Raw genomic sequence first — 16245 nt, 5'->3', positions numbered from 1 at the left:
GAGGCGAGGAGACACGACCATGCGGTCAGGCGTCATCGCCCAGAAACTCGGCATGACACGCATCTTCACGGATGCGGGCGAGCATTTGCCGGTCACTGTGCTGAAAGTTGAGAGCTGCCAGGTGGTCGCCCACCGCACGCTCGACAAGAACGGTTACGTCGCGGTCCAGCTCGGTGCTGGCAAGCGCAAGCCGAAGAACACCAACAAGGCCGAGCGCGGGCAGTTCGCCCGGGCCGAGGTCGAGCCCAAGCGCAAGCTCGCGGAATTCCGCGTGGACGCCGACGCTCTGATCCCGGTCGGCGCCGAGATCACGGCTGACCACTTCGTTGTGGGCCAGTATGTGGACGTCACCGGCACCACGATCGGTAAGGGTTTTGCCGGCGGCATGAAGCGGCACAACTTCGGCGGTCTGCGCGCCTCGCACGGCGTGTCGATCTCCCACCGCTCCATCGGTTCGACCGGTGGTCGCCAGGATCCGGGCAAGACCTTCAAGAACAAGAAGATGCCCGGCCACATGGGTGACGTCACCGTCACCACCCAGAACCTGAAGGTCGTGATGACCGACGTCGAGCGCGGCCTGATCGCCGTGGAAGGCGCCGTTCCCGGTCACGCCGGCGGCTGGATCATGGTCCGCGACGCGGTGAAGAAGCGCCTCCCGAGCGAAGCGCCCAAGCCCGGCGCGTTCAAGCTGCGCGAGACCGCTGGCGCTGTCGCGGCCGAAGCCACCAACGAGGAGGGCGCGTGATGGAACTCACCGTCAAGACGCTCGACGGCGCTGAAGCCGGTTCGATCCAGCTCTCGGACGCCATCTTCGGTCTCGAGCCCCGCGCGGACATCCTGCACCGCATGGTGACGTGGCAGCTCGCCCGTCGCCAGGCCGGCACGCACCGCACCAAGGGCCGTTCGGAGATCAACCGCACGTCCAAGAAGCTCTACAAGCAGAAGGGCACCGGCAACGCCCGTCACGGCGCTGCCTCCGCTCCGCAGTTCCGCGGCGGCGGACGGGCCTTCGGGCCGGTGGTGCGCTCGCACGCTTTCGACCTTCCCAAGAAGGTCCGCGCGCTTGCCCTCAAGCATGCGCTGTCCTCCAAGGCCAAGGCCGAGCAGATCATCGTGCTCGACGCCGCGACCCTGACGGACGCCAAGACCAAGGCTCTGAAGGAGCGTTTCGAGAAGCTCGGCATCGCTTCGGTGCTGGTGGTGGACGGCGAGCAGGTGGCGACCAATTTCGCTCTTGCGGCCCGCAACCTCGCTTCCGTGGACGTGCTGCCTGTGCAGGGCATCAACGTGTACGACATTCTGCGGCGTGACACCCTGGTTCTGACCCGGGCCGCCGTGGACGCGCTGGAGGCGCGCTTCAAATGAGCCCGCAGGCCAACATCGAGCCGCGTCATTACGACGTGATCCGCTCCCCCGTCATCACCGAGAAGGCGACGGCGCAGAGCGAGCAGAACAAGGTGGTCTTCAACGTCGCCGCCGACGCCACCAAGCCTCAGATCAAGGAGGCCGTGGAGAAGCTGTTCGACGTGAAGGTCAAGAGCGTGAACACGCTGGTCCGCAAGGGCAAGGTGAAGATCTTCCGCGGCCGCAAGGGCGTCCAGAGCGATGTCAAGAAGGCCGTCGTGACCCTCGAAGAGGGCCAGCGGATCGACATCACCACGGGCCTGTGAGTGAAGGAACGGAACTAAGACCATGGCGCTGAAGCATTTCAAGCCGGTCACGCCGGGCCTTCGCCAGCTCGTGATCGTGGACCGCTCCGGCCTCTACAAGGGCAAGCCGGTGAAGACGCTGACCGAGGGCAAGAGCTCCTCGGGCGGCCGCAACAACAACGGCCGCATCACGGTCCGCTTCCGTGGCGGCGGTCACAAGCAGACCTACCGTCTGGTGGACTTCAAGCGCGCCAAGCGCGACGTGTCCGCCACCGTGGAGCGTCTGGAGTACGATCCGAACCGCACCGCCTTCATCGCCCTCATCAAGTATGAGGACGGCGAACTCGCCTACATCCTGGCGCCGCAGCGTCTGGCCGTCGGCGACAAGGTGATTGCGGGCGAGCAGGTGGACGTGAAGCCCGGCAACGCGGCTCCGCTGTCGAACCTGCCGGTCGGCACCATCGTGCACAACGTCGAGATGAAGATCGGCAAGGGCGGCCAGATTGCCCGCTCCGCCGGCTCCTACGCTCAGATCGTTGGCCGCGACCAGGGCTATGTGATCGTTCGCCTGAATTCGGGCGAGCAGCGCCTCATCCATGGCGCCTGCTATGCCACGGTCGGTGCGGTCTCCAACCCGGACCACATGAACACCTCGCTCGGCAAGGCCGGGCGCAGCCGCTGGCTGGGCGTCAAGCCGCATAACCGCGGCGTGACCATGAACCCGGTCGACCATCCGCACGGCGGCGGTGAAGGCCGCACGTCTGGTGGCCGTCATCCTGTCACCCCGTGGGGCAAGCCCACGAAGGGCATGAAGACCCGCTCGAACAAGGCGACCGACAAGTTCATTGTCACGAGCCGTCACAAGCGGAAGAAGTGAGGGCCTAACCTATGTCGAGATCTATCTGGAAAGGCCCGTTCGTCGACGGCTATCTGCTCAAGAAGGCAGATGCGGCGCGCGCTTCGGGTCGCAACGAGACCATCAAGATCTGGAGCCGTCGCTCCACGATCCTTCCCCAGTTCGTTGGCCTTACCTTCGGTGTGTATAACGGGGCGAAGCACGTTCCCGTTTACGTTTCGGAGGACATGGTCGGCCATAAGTTCGGCGAGTTCTCGCCGACCCGTACCTACTACGGGCATGCGGCCGACAAGAAGTCGAAGCGGCGGTGATCAGCCATGGGTAAGCAGGCAACTCCCCGCGCTCTCGCGGACAACGAAGCCAAGGCTGTTGCGCGCAACCTGCGCGTGTCGCCCCAGAAGCTCAACCTTGTCGCGGGTCTGATCCGCGGCAAGAAGGTGTCCACCGCCCTGGCGGATCTCGAGTTCTCCCGCAAGCGCATTGCGCGTGACGTGAAGAAGTGCCTCGAGAGCGCCATCGCGAACGCCGAGAACAACCACGACCTCGACGTGGACGATCTGATCGTCGCCGAGGCGCACGTGGGCAAGGGTTTGGTCATGAAGCGGTTCTCGCCGCGTGCGCGTGGTCGCGCCTCGCGCATCGAGAAGCCCTTCTCCCACATCACCATCGTGGTGCGGGAAGTCGAGGAGCGGGCCTGATGGGTCAAAAGGTCAATCCGGTCGGGCTGCGGCTCGGCATCAACCGCACCTGGGACAGCCGCTGGTTCGCCAATAAGGGCGACTACGGCACGCTGCTCCACGAGGACATCAAGATCCGCCAGATGCTGCTGAAGCAGCTGAAGCAGGCCGCGGTGTCCAAGGTGGTGATCGAGCGTCCGCACAAGAAGTGCCGCGTGACCATCTACTCGGCGCGTCCGGGCGTGGTCATCGGCAAGAAGGGCGCGGACATCGACAAGCTGCGCAAGAAGGTCGCCGACATGACCAAGTCGGAGGTCTTCATCAACATCGTGGAGATCCGGAAGCCGGAAATCGACGCGCGCCTGGTGGCCGAGTCGATTGCCCAGCAGCTGGAGCGCCGCGTGGCTTTCCGTCGCGCCATGAAGCGGGCCGTGCAGTCGGCCATGCGTCTCGGCGCCGAGGGCATCCGTATCAACTGCTCCGGCCGTCTCGGCGGCGCCGAGATCGCGCGTCTGGAGTGGTACCGCGAGGGCCGCGTTCCGCTGCACACCTTGCGTGCGGACGTGGATTATGGCACGGCGACCGCCTTCACCACCTACGGCACCTGCGGGGTCAAGGTGTGGATCTTCAAGGGCGAGATCCTCGAGCACGATCCGATGGCCGTGGACAAGCGCATGACCGCGGAGAGCGAAGGCCCGTCCAGCGGTCGTCCGCCGCGTCGTGACCGTGATCGTGACCGCGATCGCGACCGCGACAGCGCCGCGTGACCGGCTGCAAAAGGAAGGCGATTAAGCCATGCTGCAACCCAAGCGCACGAAGTTCCGCAAGCAGTTCAAGGGCCGTATCCACGGCGTCGCGAAGGGCGGTACGGAACTGAATTTCGGTGAGTTCGGTCTCAAGGCTCTTGAGCCCGAGCGCGTCACCGCCCGCCAGATCGAAGCCGCGCGTCGCGCGCTCACCCGTCACATGAAGCGTGCGGGCCGGGTGTGGATCCGCGTCTTCCCGGACGTGCCCGTCACCTCCAAGCCCACCGAAGTTCGTATGGGTAAGGGCAAGGGCGCCCCGGAATATTGGGCGGCCAAGGTCAAGCCCGGCCGCATCATGTTCGAGATCGACGGCGTGCCGGTCGACCTCGCCCGTGAAGCGCTGACGCTCGCCGCCGCCAAGCTGCCGATCAAGACGCGCTTCATTCAGCGCATCGCCGAGTGAGGGAGAGGCTCATGAAAGCCGAGGACGTTCGGGCCCTCAGCCCCGATCAGCTCGCCGATGAGCTGCTGAAGCTGAAGAAGGAGCAGTTCAACCTGCGTTTCCAGAAGGCCACCGGCCAGATGGAAAACACGGCGCGCTCCAAGGAGATCCGTCGCGACATCGCCCGGATCAAGACGGTGCAGAACGCCAAGCGCGTCGCTGCTGCCAACGTGAAGTGAGGGTGAGCGATGCCGAAGCGCGTGCTCCAGGGCGTCGTGGTGAGCGACAAGCAGGACAAGACTGTGGTGGTCCGGGTGGAGCGTCGCTTCACCCATCCGCTGCTGAAGAAGACCGTTCGTCGGTCCAAGAAGTATCACGCCCATGACGAGGCCAACACCTGGTCCATCGGCGATACCGTCTGGATCGAGGAGCATCGGCCTCTGTCGAAGCTGAAGAACTGGATCGTGGTCCAGGGCGAGAAGCGCGCCGAGGTCTGATTCCGACAGAAGCGGCCGTTCATGGGAACCGCCTGTGCGATTCCTATGGACGGTGAAGCCGTCTCTGTTTATGGAGTGGGGCGCGATTCACTGGGTAGCCGGCAACAGCAACTGTTGCAGCCGTCCCATTCGCGTTTCAGGACAACGCTCCGGTGCTGGGTCCGTCGCATCCTTGCTTCCCGTTCAGGAGGTCCGGATCGAGTGGAGACCGCATCGCGGCGGCAACCGTGTTCCGATGAGCGGGCACGGCAGTGTGGACGAGCAATGCCGTTAAATCGGCGGCGCTGGATGACGAGAGCAGGTGCGTCATGATCCAGATGCAGACCAATCTCGACGTGGCGGACAATTCCGGTGCGCGTCGCGTCATGTGCATCAAGGTGCTGGGCGGCTCGAAGCGGAAGTATGCTCACGTGGGCGACATCATCGTTGTGTCGGTCAAGGAAGCCATTCCGCGCGGTCGCGTGAAGAAGGGCGATGTGATGAAGGCGGTCGTGGTTCGCACGGCCAAGGACATCCGTCGCGTCGACGGTTCCGTGATCCGCTTCGACCGCAATGCGGCCGTGCTGATCAACAACAACAAGGAACCCGTCGGGACCCGTATCTTCGGGCCGGTTCCGCGCGAGCTGCGCGCGAAGAACCACATGAAGATCATCTCGCTGGCGCCGGAGGTGCTGTGATGGCCGCGAAGATCAAGAAGGGCGACAAGGTCGTCGTCCTCGCCGGCCGCGACAAGGGTCGCACGGGCGAGGTGCTCCAGGTGCTGCCGAAGGAAGAGCGTGCGCTCGTCCGCGGCGTCAACGTTGTGAAGCGTCATCAGCGCCAGACCGCGCAGTCGGAGGGCGGGATCATCTCCAAGGAGGCTCCCATCCACCTCTCGAACATCGCGGTTGCCGACCCCAAGGATGGCAAGCCCACCCGCGTCGGTTTCGAGGTGCTGGACGACGGGCGCAAGGTCCGCGTGGCCAAGCGTTCCGGGGAGAGGATCGATGGCTGAGGCGACTTATACCCCGCGGCTGCGCACCCACTACGATTCCGTGGTGCGCCCCAAGCTGATCGAAGAGTTCGGCTACAAGAACCCCATGCAGGTGCCGGTCATCGAGAAGATCGTCATCAACATGGGCGTGGGCGAAGCCACCGCCGACACCAAGAAGGTGACGACGGCCGCCGCTGATCTCGCGCGCATTGCCGGCCAGAAGCCGGTGCTGACGCGGGCCCGCAAGGCGATCTCGAACTTCAAGCTGCGCGAGAACCAGCCGGTTGGCGCGAAGGTGACCCTTCGCCAGGCGCGCATGTACGAATTCATGGACCGCCTCATCACGGTCGCGCTGCCGCGCGTCCGCGACTTCCGCGGCCTGAACCCGAAGAGCTTCGACGGCCGTGGCAACTACGCCATGGGCATGAAGGAGCACATCGTGTTCCCCGAGATCAACTATGACCAGGTCGAGCAGATCTGGGGCATGGACATCATCGTGTGCACGACGGCGAAGACGGACGACGAGGCGCGGGCTCTGCTGCGCGCCTTCAACTTCCCCTTCCGCCAGTGACAGTATAGAAGGATCGGCGTCCGGCATGGCCGGGCGCCGAACCCTTTCATCTATGTGACGGGTTTTGATTTTCCGGCAGTGGGGATGCGGTGACGCACCTCAGACGCGGAGAACAGGAGCAAGACATGGCGAAAAAGAGCGCGATCGAGACGAACGAGCGTCGCCGCAAGCTCTCCCAGAGCAAGGCGGCGAAGCGCGCAAGTCTGAAGGCGATCGTGAACGACAAGACCCTGCCGATCGAGGAGCGCTTTGCCGCGACCCTCAAGCTCGCGCAGATGCCGCGCAATTCCGCGAAGATCCGCGTGCGCAACCGGTGCGAAGTCACCGGCCGTCCCCGTGCGTTCTATCGCAAGCTGAAGATGAGCCGTGTCGCGCTGCGCGAACTCGGTTCCCAGGGCCTGGTTCCGGGCCTGGTGAAGTCGAGCTGGTGAGGAGAGGCCGATGTCCATCAATGATCCTATCGGCGATCTGATCACCCGCATCCGCAACGCCCAGATGCGCCGCAAGGACAAGACGTCCACGCCGGGTTCGCGTCTGCGCGCCAGCCTCCTGGATGTCCTCCGCGACGAGGGTTACATCCGCGGCTACACCACCACCGACCATGGCAACGGCCGTACCGAGTTCGAGATCGAGCTCAAGTACTTCGACGGCCAGCCGGTGATCCGCGAGATCACCCGCGTGTCCAAGCCCGGCCGCCGCGTCTACGCCTCCGTAAAGGCGCTGCCGCGTGTTGCCAACGGCCTCGGCATTGCCGTGCTGTCCACGCCCCAGGGCGTGATGGCGGATCACGACGCCCGCGACAAGAATGTCGGCGGCGAAGTGCTCTGCACCGTGTTCTGATCGAGCGGCGGAGAGAGAAATGTCGAAGATCGGCAAGCATCCCGTCGCCATTCCCGCCGGCGTCACTGCCAGCGTGGACGGTCAGACGGTCAAGGTGAAGGGCCCCAAGGGCGCCCTCGAAGTCGTGCTCGTGGAAGAGATTCAGGCGTCGCTGGAAGGCGGCGAGCTGAAGATCGCCATGCGCGGCGAAACTCCGCGTCACAAGTCCATGTGGGGCATGTCCCGCACGCTGGTGGCGAACCTGGTCGAAGGCGTGACCAAGGGCTTCGAGAAGAAGCTCGAGATCAACGGCGTCGGCTACAAGGCGGCGGTTGCGGGCAAGAACCTGCAGCTTTCCCTCGGCTACAGCCATGACGTGATCTACCCGATCCCGGAAGGCATCCAGATCGCGGCTCCCAAGCCGACCGAGCTGGTTGTGACCGGCATCAACAAGCAGCAGGTCGGTCAGGTCGCCGCTGAGATCCGTGAGTTCCGCGGCCCCGAGCCCTACAAGGGCAAGGGCGTCAAGTACGCTGGCGAATTCATCTTCCGCAAGGAAGGCAAGAAGAAGTGACGGAGGCGAACCATGGCTAGAGATCTGGAGGCGCTTGAGCGCCGCAAGGCCAAGGTGCGTCGCGCGATCCGCGCCGCGGCCAACGGGCGTCCGCGCCTGTCCGTGCACCGCACCTCGAAGCATATCTACGCGCAGATCATCGATGACGCGAAGGGCGAGACCTTGGTCGCCGCCTCGAGCCTCGAGAAGGACCTGCGCTCCTCGCTCAAGACCGGCGCTGACGTCGAGGCCGCCAAGGCCATCGGCAAGCTGGTCGCCGAGCGGGCCACAGCCAAGGGCGTGACCGCGGTCGTCTTCGACCGTGGCGCTTACATCTATCATGGGCGCGTCAAGGCGCTCGCTGAGGGCGCCCGCGAAGGCGGCCTTCAGTTCTGACGCGAGGACGCAGCGATATGGCCCGTGATCGGGAACACCGCGCAGAGCGCGAGGATCGTGACAACACGTTCGTGGACAAGCTTGTCCACATCAACCGTGTTGCCAAGGTTGTGAAGGGCGGCCGGCGCTTCGGTTTCGCCGCCCTGGTCATCGTCGGTGACCAGAAGGGCCGCGTGGGCTTCGGCCACGGCAAGGCCCGTGAGGTGCCGGAAGCCATCCGCAAGGCCACGGAAAGCGCCAAGCGTGCGCTGATCCGCGTGCCGCTGCGCGAAGGCCGGACCCTGCACCACGACGTGCATGGTCACCACGGCGCCGGCAAGGTCATCCTGCGCGCTGCGCCTGCGGGTACCGGCATCATCGCCGGTGGTCCGATGCGCGCCGTGTTCGAGACCCTCGGCGTCCATGACGTGGTGGCGAAGTCCTTCGGGTCTTCCAACCCCTACAACATGGTTCGTGCCACTTTCGACGCCCTGACCAACCAGGACAGCCCGCGCTCCGTCGCGGCCCGTCGTGGTCTCAAGGTTTCCCAGCTCCAGTCCCGCCGCCGCGTCGAAGACGCCGAAGCGACCGACTGAGCCCGGCCGCATCTGAAAGGATAACGCCATGGCTAAGGCGTCTGAAACCAAGACCGTCACCGTGGAGCAGATCGGCTCGCCGATCCGCCGTCCGGGCGACCAGCGCGCGACGCTGGTGGGCCTCGGGCTGAACAAGCGGCACCGTCGCTCCACCCTCCAGGATACTCCGGCCGTGCGCGGCATGATCGCGAAGGTCCAGCATCTCGTCCGCGTCGTCGCGGACGAGTGAGGGGAAGCGAGATGAAGCTCGACGAAATCAGGGACAACGACGGCGCGCGCAAGAAGCGCATGCGCGTCGGCCGGGGCATCGGCTCCGGCAAGGGCAAGACCGCTGGTCGCGGCGTCAAGGGTCAGAAGGCCCGTACCGGCGTCGCCATCAAGGGCTTTGAAGGTGGTCAGATGCCTCTGCATCGGCGTCTGCCGAAGCGTGGCTTCCACAACATCTTCGCGCTCGACTTCAACGAAGTGTCGCTCGGCCGCATCCAGGCCGCCATCGACGCCGGCAAGCTGGACGCGTCCGCTCCGGTGACCGAGGCCGCCCTCGTGGCGTCCGGCGTCCTGCGCCGCGCCAAGGATGGCGTGCGGGTTCTCGGCAGCGGCGAGCTCAAGGCCAAGGTTGCGCTGGACGTGGCTTATGCCACCAAGTCCGCGACCGAGGCTGTCGAGAAGCTCGGCGGCTCCGTGAAGGTGTCGGTCAAGGCGGAAGCTGCGGAAGCGGTCTGAAGCCTCGCGTATTGGACCGGCCCCGGAGCGATCCGGGGCCGTTCTGTGTTTGTGGGCTCGGGTGCGGTCCGCTGGTCCTGAGCGCCGTTCGGTTCCTGTGTCGCGTGCCCCGTGCCGCGACCTGCGGCAGGGCCTGTTCCAGTCGGTGCGCGAGCGCGGGGAGGGCACCTGCGCGGCAAAGCGGCTATGGATGGGCCGGACAAAGCCGGTTATGACCGTCGGGGAAGAGGATTCGCGGCCGACCTGGGCTGCTTACGATTTCCCGGTTTGACGCCGCTTTCCGTGCGGCCGATGCTCCGGGGGTCTTTCGCGGCTCACACGCGCCTCTCATCTATAGCCCGCCTCCCGGTGCGGCGGCGGAAGCGGAGCAAGGCATGGTCTCGGCGGCCGAACAACTCGCGGCAAATCTGAATTTCGGTTCCCTCGGCAAGGCCGAGGAGCTGAAGAAGCGCATCTGGTTCACCCTCGGCGCGCTCATCGTCTTCCGGCTCGGGACCTATATCCCGCTTCCCGGCATCAACCCCGATGCGCTGCAGGACGTGTTCCGCGGCGCCCAGCAGGGGATCATCGGCCTCTTCAACATGTTCTCGGGCGGCGCCGTGGAGCGCATGGCTATCTTCGCCCTGAACATCATGCCGTACATCTCCGCCTCCATCATCGTGCAGCTGCTGACGACCGTCTCCCCGACGCTCGAGGCGCTGAAGAAGGAAGGCGAGGCGGGCCGCAAGAAGATCAACCAGTACACCCGCTATCTGACCGTCGTTCTGGCGGTGTTCCAGGCCTATGGCATCGCCGTCGGCCTTGAGCGCTCCACCGGCGTCGTCATGGATCCGGGCTGGTTCTTCCGCATCTCCACGGTGATCACGCTGACCGGCGGCACCATGTTCATGATGTGGCTGGGCGAGCAGATCACTTCGCGCGGCATCGGCAACGGCACCTCGCTCATCATCTTCGGCGGCATCGTCGCCGAACTGCCGGGCGCCTTCGTCCGCACGCTGGAACTGGGCCGTCAGGGCGCCATCTCCACGCCGATCATTCTCGGCGTGCTTGTGATGGTGGTCTGCCTCATCGCCTTCATCGTGTTCATGGAGCGCGCCCAGCGCCGTCTCCTGATCCAGTATCCCAAGCGTCAGGTCGGCAACCGGCTCTATGAGGGCCAGTCCTCGCATCTGCCGCTGAAGCTGAACACGTCGGGCGTCATTCCGCCGATCTTCGCCTCTTCGCTGCTGCTGATCCCCACCACGATCGCCAGCTTCCTGCAGGGCGCGGGTCCCGAGTGGCTGAATCAGGTCACGGCCCTGCTGGGCCACGGCCGTCCGCTGTACATGCTGCTGTATGTGCTGCTGATCGTGTTCTTCTGCTTCTTCTACACCGCCATCGTGTTCAACCCGGTGGAGACGGCCGACAATCTGAAGAAGCACGGCGGCTTCATTCCCGGCATCCGCCCCGGCGAGCGCACCGCGGAATATATCGACTATGTGCTGACCCGGATCACGGTGGTGGGCGCAGCCTACATCGCGGCGGTCTGTCTCTTCCCCGAAGTGCTGATTTCCTACGCCGCCGTGCCGTTCTATTTTGGCGGAACGTCGCTGCTGATCGTGGTGAGCGTGACCATGGATACGGTCTCGCAGATCCAGGGACATCTGCTGGCGCATCAATATGAGGGCTTGGTCAAGAAGTCCAAGCTGCGCGGGGGGAAACGGAAATGAGGTTGGTACTGCTTGGTCCTCCCGGTGCCGGCAAGGGCACGCAGGCGCTGCGTCTCGTCCAGCGTCACGGGATCGTCCAGCTCTCCACCGGCGACATGCTGCGGGCGGCGGTCGCCGCCGGCACGCCGGTGGGCCTCAAGGCCAAGGCGGTGATGGAATCGGGCGGCCTCGTCTCGGATGAGATCGTCATCGGCATCATCGCCGAGCGGCTCGATCAGCCGGATGCCCGCAAGGGCTTCATTCTCGACGGCTTCCCGCGCACGGTCGCGCAGGCGGACGCCCTCGACAAGCTGCTGGCGGACAAGGGCCTCAAGCTCGATGCCGTCATCGAGCTGAAGGTGGATCAGGCCAAGCTCCTCGATCGCATCCTCAACCGCGCTGCCGAGGCCAAGGCCAAGGGCGAGCCGGTGCGCAAGGATGACGATCCGGAGGTGTTCAAGACCCGCCTCGAGGCCTACAACCGCGATACCGCGGTCGTGGCGCCCTATTATTCGGCCCGGGGCCAGCTTCAGCAGATCGACGGCATGGCGCCGATCGAGAAGGTGACGCAGGCCATCGACTCGATTCTCGAGACGGCCTGAGCATCCCTCGCGCTCCGTGACAGCGCCTGGAGGCGTTGCGGGGCGTTGACAGAATCCGAAAAAGCGCGTAATGGCGCTCCTTCCTTTTCGAGATCCGTGCGTGTCGCCCTCGCATGAGGCGCGACTCGCACGGATTGTTGTTGTCTCCGCAAGGGCCGGCCTCCACCGGACGCGGAGCTTTCCGCCGCCCCGCCGGGGTGGCTGAGATGGAGAGAGCAGTGGCTCGTATTGCAGGCGTTAACATCCCGACCAACAAGCGCGTCGTCATCGCGCTCCAGTACATTCACGGCATCGGCCCGAAGAAGGCTGAAGAGATCGTGGAGAAGGTCGGCATCGCGGCCGAGCGTCGCGTGAACCAGCTCACCGACGCGGAAGTGCTGCAGATCCGTGAGACCATCGACCGCGACTACATCGTGGAAGGCGATCTGCGCCGCGAAGTTGCGATGAACATCAAGCGTCTGATGGACCTCGGCTGCTACCGCGGCCTGCGTCACCGTCGCGGCCTCCCGGTCCGCGGCCAGCGCACGCACACCAATGCCCGCACCCGCAAGGGTCCGGCCAAGCCGATCGCCGGCAAGAAGAAGTGATCGCCGCGATCGCATGAGTTTGAGGGAAAGGCCGGGCTCCGGCCTTTCCTTTTATCCCGGGTGCCCGAAAGGGTGCCCATCCCGAGCGCCTGGAGCTACGGGCGCGCCTGAAGGATCGAAGACGAGATGGCTAAGGAAGCAGCACGCGTTAAGCGCCGCGAGCGCAAGAACATCGCCTCGGGCGTTGCGCATGTGAATGCGTCGTTCAACAACACCATGATCACCATCACCGATGCGCAGGGGAACACCATCTCCTGGTCGTCCGCCGGTGCCATGGGCTTCAAGGGTTCGCGCAAGTCCACCCCGTACGCCGCGCAGCTCGCGGCCGAGGATGCGGCCCGCAAGGCGGCCGAGCACGGCATGCGCACTCTGGAAGTGGAAGTCTCCGGTCCCGGTTCGGGCCGTGAATCGGCCCTGCGCGCGCTGCAGGCCGCCGGTTTCCTGGTCACTTCGATCCGTGACGTGACGCCGATCCCGCACAACGGCTGCCGTCCGCGCAAGCGCCGGCGCGTCTGAGCGTGCCAATGGCCCGCGGGATTTTCCCGCCGGGCCTCTGCTCGGTTCATCCCCGGCGAGCGGGGCGGGCCGGCGCCGCACAGGACCAGCGGGGTTTCCGTCCGGTTGATCGAGTGCCGCCGCCCGGCGAGAAGGCAAGGTGACGCAAGTGATTCAGAAGAACTGGCAAGAGCTGATCAAGCCCGAGAAGCTGCAGGTGACTGCCGGCGCCGATCCCAAGCGCCTCGCCACCGTCGTGGCCGAGCCGCTGGAGCGCGGCTTCGGCATGACGCTCGGCAATTCGCTGCGCCGGATCCTGCTGTCGTCCCTTCAGGGCGCGGCGGTGACGTCGGTGCACATCGATGGCGTGCTGCACGAGTTCTCGTCCATTCCGGGCGTGCGTGAGGACGTCACCGACATCATCCTCAACATCAAGGACATCGCCATCAAGATGCAGGGCGATGGCCCCAAGCGTCTCGTGGCGAAGAAGAACGGTCCCGGCGTCCTCGTCGCCGGCGACATCCAGACCGTGGGCGACATCCAGATCCTGAACCCCCACCTCGTGCTCTGCACGCTGGACGAGGGCGCGGAACTGCGCATGGAATTCACCGTCGATACCGGCAAGGGCTATGTCCCCGCCGAACGCAACCGTCCCGAGGATGCTCCGATCGGCCTCATCCCGATCGACAGCCTCTACTCGCCGGTCCGCAAGGTCTCCTACAAGGTCGAGAACACCCGTGAGGGTCAGATCCTCGACTATGACAAGCTGACCATGCAGATCGAGACCGACGGCTCGGTGTCCGCCGAGGACGCGCTCGCCTATGCGGCGCGCATCCTGCAGGACCAGCTTGAGATCTTCGTGAACTTCGAGGAGCCCAAGCGCGAGAGCGAGACCGCTGCCATCCAGGAACTGCCCTTCAACCCGGCGCTCCTGAAGAAGGTGGACGAGCTCGAACTGTCGGTGCGTTCGGCGAACTGCCTGAAGAACGACAACATCGTCTACATCGGCGACCTGATCCAGAAGAGCGAGACGGAGATGCTCCGTACGCCGAATTTCGGCCGCAAGTCGCTCAACGAGATCAAGGAAGTGCTGGCCTCCATGGGCCTGCACCTCGGCATGGAAGTGCCGGGCTGGCCGCCGGAGAACATCGAAGAGCTCGCGAAGCGCTTCGAGGACCACTACTGACCATTCACCCCGCGGCTCGAGCCGCTTAACCAATCTCGGCTCGAAACGCCGGAGGCATTTAGGAGTTCGCCGTCATGCGTCACGGCAAGGTTCACCGCAAGTTCAACCGCACCGCGGAGCATCGCAAGGCGATGTTCGCCAACCTCGCCGGTGCGCTCATCACCCACGAGCAGATCGTCACCACCCTGCCGAAGGCGAAGGACCTGCGTCCGGTCGTCGAGAAGCTGGTGACGCTCGCCCGCCGTGGCGACCTGCACGCCCGCCGCCAGGCCATCGCCGAGCTGCGCGACCTCAACGTCGTGAAGAAGCTCTTCGACGTGCTGGCCAAGCGCTATGAAGGTCGTCCGGGCGGCTACACCCGCATCATCAAGGCCGGCTTCCGTTATGGCGACTCGACCCCGGTCGCCGTGATCGAGTTCGTGGACCGTGACGTGGACGCCAAGGGCGCCGCCGATCGTGCCCGCGCCGAGGCGGCCGAGGCCGTCGCGGCCTGATTTGCGCACGCGGGGGATCCCGCGCCGCAGTGCAGCGTTTCTGGAAGGGCGGCCTCACGGTCGCCCTTCTTTCGTTTAATCAGCACGAAAGCGTGCCGACTCGTCCGGGCCGGCGCGCGACGACTTGAGCGAGGGTGACAGACCATGGGTTTTGCCGGCGTGCGGTCCTGGGTGGGAGCGGTTCTGGCGGGCGGCCTCGTCGTTGCCGGTCTTTCGGTCGCCGTGGCGCAGCAGGTCGAACGGCAGGCCCCCGCCGGGCCGCCGGCGCATGCCCAGGCGGGAACCGTCGTTCCGTCTTCGGCGGCGGCGATGAAGATGAGTTTCGCCCCCGTGGTGGCGCGCACCGCACCGGCGGTCGTCAATGTCTATGCGCTGAAGATCGCCCAGCGCACCAATCCCTTCATCGATGACCCCTTCTTCCGGCGCTTCTTCGGCGGCGGCCCTGGAGGCGGCGGGCTCGGCGCGCCCGAGCGGGTGCAGCGTTCGCTCGGCTCGGGCGTCATCGTCGATCCCAGCGGCCTCGTGGTCACCAACCAGCACGTGATCCAGGGCGCGGACCAGATCCGCATCGCCCTCAACGACAAGCGCGAGTTCGACGCCGAGGTGCTCCTCTCCGACCAGCGCACGGACCTTGCCGTGCTGCGCATCAAGGGGGAGGGGGCCAAATTCTCCTCGCTGGAGATCGGCAATTCGGACGAACTCGCGGTCGGCGATCTCGTGCTTGCCATCGGCGATCCCTTCGGCGTCGGCCAGACGGTGACGCAGGGCATCGTCTCTGCGCTCGCGCGCACGCAGGTGGGCGTGTCCGACTATCAGTTCTTCATCCAGACGGATGCCGCCATCAATCCCGGCAACTCCGGCGGCGCCCTCGTGGACATGGACGGGCGCCTCGTGGGCATCAACAGCGCCATCTATTCGCGCTCGGGCGGCTCGCATGGCATCGGCTTCGCCATCCCCGCCAATATGGTGAAGGTGGTGGTCGCCTCGGCCAAAGCCGGCGGCAAGACGGTGCGCCGGCCCTGGCTCGGCGCCAAGCTCCAGCGCGTGACGCCGGAGATCGCCGATAGCCTCGGCCTCCAGCGGCCCACTGGCGCACTTGTCCAGTCCGTGGCGACGGACGGACCCGCCGCGCGTGCCGGCCTGAAGACGGGCGACCTCATCGTGGCGGTCGAGGGGCAGGCGATCGATGATCCCGAATCCCTGAACTATCGCTGGGGCACCCGCCCGCTCGGCGGCAAGGCCAATCTCGGTATCGTCCGGCAGGGCCGCGACCAGACCCTTGTGGTGACGCTGGAGCCCCCGCCGGAGAGCGTGCCGCGGGACGAGGTGGTGATCTCCTCGCGCTCGCCCTTTGCCGGCGCGCGGGTCCTCAATGTCTCCCCGGCCGTCGCTGACGAACTGCGCCTCGATGTGGACGAGGGCGTGGTCGTGATCTCGGAGGTGGCGGACGGCTCGCCCGCCGATGCGGCGGGCTTCCGGGCGGGCGACATCATCCTCGAGGTGAATGGCGGCCGCATCGAACGCACCAAGGATCTGGTGGCCGCCACCCGCACCCCGTCCCGCGCCTGGAAGGTGACGGTGGCTCGCGGCGGGCGCACCATCACTGCCGTTCTCGGCGGCTGAGTCGCATGCCCGCCGGCTGGCGGGCGGGACACGAAACACCATCTATCAAGGGCTGCCGGTTGCCGGCGGCCCTTGTCCGCGTGATGCGCGGAC

At 65.6% G+C, this 16245-nt stretch carries 27 protein-coding genes; all 27 read left to right on the top strand.

Annotated elements, in window-relative coordinates; translation table 11 throughout:
* The first annotated feature begins 19 nt into the window (after positions 1-19).
* A complete protein-coding gene (gene rplC / locus AZC_RS13205; protein ID WP_043879328.1) occupies positions 20-745 on the top strand; it encodes a 50S ribosomal protein L3 in 726 nt (241 codons plus the stop codon).
* Entirely contained in the window at positions 745-1365 is a 621-nt protein-coding gene (rplD, locus tag AZC_RS13200; protein ID WP_043879327.1) for a 50S ribosomal protein L4, read from the top strand. The genes rplC and rplD overlap by 1 nt, the downstream gene beginning before the upstream one ends.
* Entirely contained in the window at positions 1362-1670 is a 309-nt protein-coding gene (locus AZC_RS13195; protein WP_012171078.1) for a 50S ribosomal protein L23, read from the top strand. Before rplD ends, AZC_RS13195 begins: the two co-directional genes overlap by 4 nt.
* Positions 1671-1692: 22 nt before the next feature.
* Positions 1693-2526, top strand: a complete 834-nt coding sequence (gene rplB, locus AZC_RS13190; RefSeq protein ID WP_012171077.1) for a 50S ribosomal protein L2 — start codon at positions 1693-1695, stop codon at positions 2524-2526.
* Positions 2527-2537: 11 nt separating this feature from the next.
* A complete protein-coding gene (gene rpsS / locus AZC_RS13185; RefSeq protein ID WP_012171076.1) occupies positions 2538-2816 on the top strand; it encodes a 30S ribosomal protein S19 in 279 nt (92 codons plus the stop codon).
* A 6-nt stretch (positions 2817-2822) separates the two neighbouring features.
* Positions 2823-3203: a 50S ribosomal protein L22 gene (gene rplV / locus AZC_RS13180; protein WP_012171075.1), complete on the top strand. Its 381-nt coding sequence runs from the start codon at positions 2823-2825 to the stop codon at positions 3201-3203.
* Positions 3203-3949, top strand: a complete 747-nt coding sequence (gene rpsC / locus AZC_RS13175) for a 30S ribosomal protein S3 (protein WP_012171074.1) — start codon at positions 3203-3205, stop codon at positions 3947-3949. Before rplV ends, rpsC begins: the two co-directional genes overlap by 1 nt.
* Before the next feature lie 28 nt (positions 3950-3977).
* Complete coding sequence (gene rplP, locus AZC_RS13170) at positions 3978-4391, top strand: 50S ribosomal protein L16 (protein WP_012171073.1); 414 nt, start codon at positions 3978-3980, stop codon at positions 4389-4391.
* 11 nt (positions 4392-4402) lie between these two features.
* Positions 4403-4609, top strand: coding sequence for a 50S ribosomal protein L29 (gene rpmC, locus AZC_RS13165; RefSeq protein ID WP_043879326.1), 207 nt, complete (start codon positions 4403-4405; stop codon positions 4607-4609).
* 9 nt (positions 4610-4618) lie between these two features.
* Positions 4619-4867 carry a 30S ribosomal protein S17 gene (rpsQ, locus tag AZC_RS13160; protein ID WP_012171071.1) on the top strand — a complete coding sequence of 83 codons (249 nt, stop codon included), beginning with the start codon at positions 4619-4621 and terminating at the stop codon, positions 4865-4867.
* Between the two features lie 308 nt (positions 4868-5175).
* On the top strand, positions 5176-5544 hold the full coding sequence (gene rplN, locus AZC_RS13155; RefSeq protein WP_018390610.1) for a 50S ribosomal protein L14: 369 nt from the start codon (positions 5176-5178) through the stop codon (positions 5542-5544).
* Entirely contained in the window at positions 5544-5861 is a 318-nt protein-coding gene (rplX, locus tag AZC_RS13150; RefSeq protein WP_043879325.1) for a 50S ribosomal protein L24, read from the top strand. The genes rplN and rplX overlap by 1 nt, the downstream gene beginning before the upstream one ends.
* On the top strand, positions 5854-6411 hold the full coding sequence (rplE, locus tag AZC_RS13145; protein ID WP_012171068.1) for a 50S ribosomal protein L5: 558 nt from the start codon (positions 5854-5856) through the stop codon (positions 6409-6411). The genes rplX and rplE overlap by 8 nt, the downstream gene beginning before the upstream one ends.
* 125 nt (positions 6412-6536) lie before the next feature.
* On the top strand, positions 6537-6842 hold the full coding sequence (gene rpsN, locus AZC_RS13140; protein ID WP_043879324.1) for a 30S ribosomal protein S14: 306 nt from the start codon (positions 6537-6539) through the stop codon (positions 6840-6842).
* Positions 6843-6852: 10 nt separating this feature from the next.
* A complete protein-coding gene (gene rpsH, locus AZC_RS13135; RefSeq protein ID WP_012171066.1) occupies positions 6853-7251 on the top strand; it encodes a 30S ribosomal protein S8 in 399 nt (132 codons plus the stop codon).
* Between the two features lie 19 nt (positions 7252-7270).
* Positions 7271-7804 (top strand): 50S ribosomal protein L6, encoded by a 534-nt coding sequence (gene rplF, locus AZC_RS13130; protein ID WP_012171065.1) that lies wholly within the window; start codon positions 7271-7273, stop codon positions 7802-7804.
* 12 nt (positions 7805-7816) lie between these two features.
* Positions 7817-8179, top strand: coding sequence for a 50S ribosomal protein L18 (gene rplR / locus AZC_RS13125; protein ID WP_012171064.1), 363 nt, complete (start codon positions 7817-7819; stop codon positions 8177-8179).
* 17 nt (positions 8180-8196) lie between these two features.
* The gene (gene rpsE / locus AZC_RS13120; protein WP_012171063.1) at positions 8197-8754 is read left to right on the top strand and encodes a 30S ribosomal protein S5; all 558 of its coding nucleotides are present in this window, start codon (positions 8197-8199) and stop codon (positions 8752-8754) included.
* A 28-nt stretch (positions 8755-8782) separates the two neighbouring features.
* Complete coding sequence (gene rpmD / locus AZC_RS13115) at positions 8783-8983, top strand: 50S ribosomal protein L30 (protein ID WP_012171062.1); 201 nt, start codon at positions 8783-8785, stop codon at positions 8981-8983.
* A gap of 11 nt (positions 8984-8994) precedes the next feature.
* Complete coding sequence (rplO, locus tag AZC_RS13110; RefSeq protein ID WP_043879323.1) at positions 8995-9477, top strand: 50S ribosomal protein L15; 483 nt, start codon at positions 8995-8997, stop codon at positions 9475-9477.
* 374 nt (positions 9478-9851) lie between these two features.
* On the top strand, positions 9852-11186 hold the full coding sequence (gene secY / locus AZC_RS13105) for a preprotein translocase subunit SecY (RefSeq protein WP_012171060.1): 1335 nt from the start codon (positions 9852-9854) through the stop codon (positions 11184-11186).
* On the top strand, positions 11183-11767 hold the full coding sequence (locus AZC_RS13100; protein WP_012171059.1) for an adenylate kinase: 585 nt from the start codon (positions 11183-11185) through the stop codon (positions 11765-11767). Before secY ends, AZC_RS13100 begins: the two co-directional genes overlap by 4 nt.
* A 218-nt stretch (positions 11768-11985) precedes the next feature.
* Complete coding sequence (rpsM, locus tag AZC_RS13095; RefSeq protein WP_043879322.1) at positions 11986-12354, top strand: 30S ribosomal protein S13; 369 nt, start codon at positions 11986-11988, stop codon at positions 12352-12354.
* Positions 12355-12480: 126 nt separating this feature from the next.
* Positions 12481-12870 (top strand): 30S ribosomal protein S11, encoded by a 390-nt coding sequence (gene rpsK / locus AZC_RS13090; RefSeq protein ID WP_012171057.1) that lies wholly within the window; start codon positions 12481-12483, stop codon positions 12868-12870.
* A 139-nt stretch (positions 12871-13009) separates the two neighbouring features.
* A complete protein-coding gene (locus AZC_RS13085) occupies positions 13010-14035 on the top strand; it encodes a DNA-directed RNA polymerase subunit alpha (RefSeq protein WP_012171056.1) in 1026 nt (341 codons plus the stop codon).
* A 74-nt stretch (positions 14036-14109) separates the two neighbouring features.
* Positions 14110-14529 carry a 50S ribosomal protein L17 gene (gene rplQ / locus AZC_RS13080; protein ID WP_012171055.1) on the top strand — a complete coding sequence of 140 codons (420 nt, stop codon included), beginning with the start codon at positions 14110-14112 and terminating at the stop codon, positions 14527-14529.
* Positions 14530-14673: 144 nt separating this feature from the next.
* Positions 14674-16152 (top strand): Do family serine endopeptidase, encoded by a 1479-nt coding sequence (locus AZC_RS13075; RefSeq protein WP_012171054.1) that lies wholly within the window; start codon positions 14674-14676, stop codon positions 16150-16152.
* Positions 16153-16245 lie beyond the last annotated feature (93 nt).

Origin of the sequence: Azorhizobium caulinodans ORS 571 (genome assembly GCF_000010525.1) — a bacterium.
Taxonomy (GTDB): Bacteria; Pseudomonadota; Alphaproteobacteria; order Rhizobiales; family Xanthobacteraceae; genus Azorhizobium; species Azorhizobium caulinodans.
The sequence above is the reverse complement of the archived record's forward strand: the minus strand, read 5'-3'. Positions and strand labels throughout refer to the sequence as shown.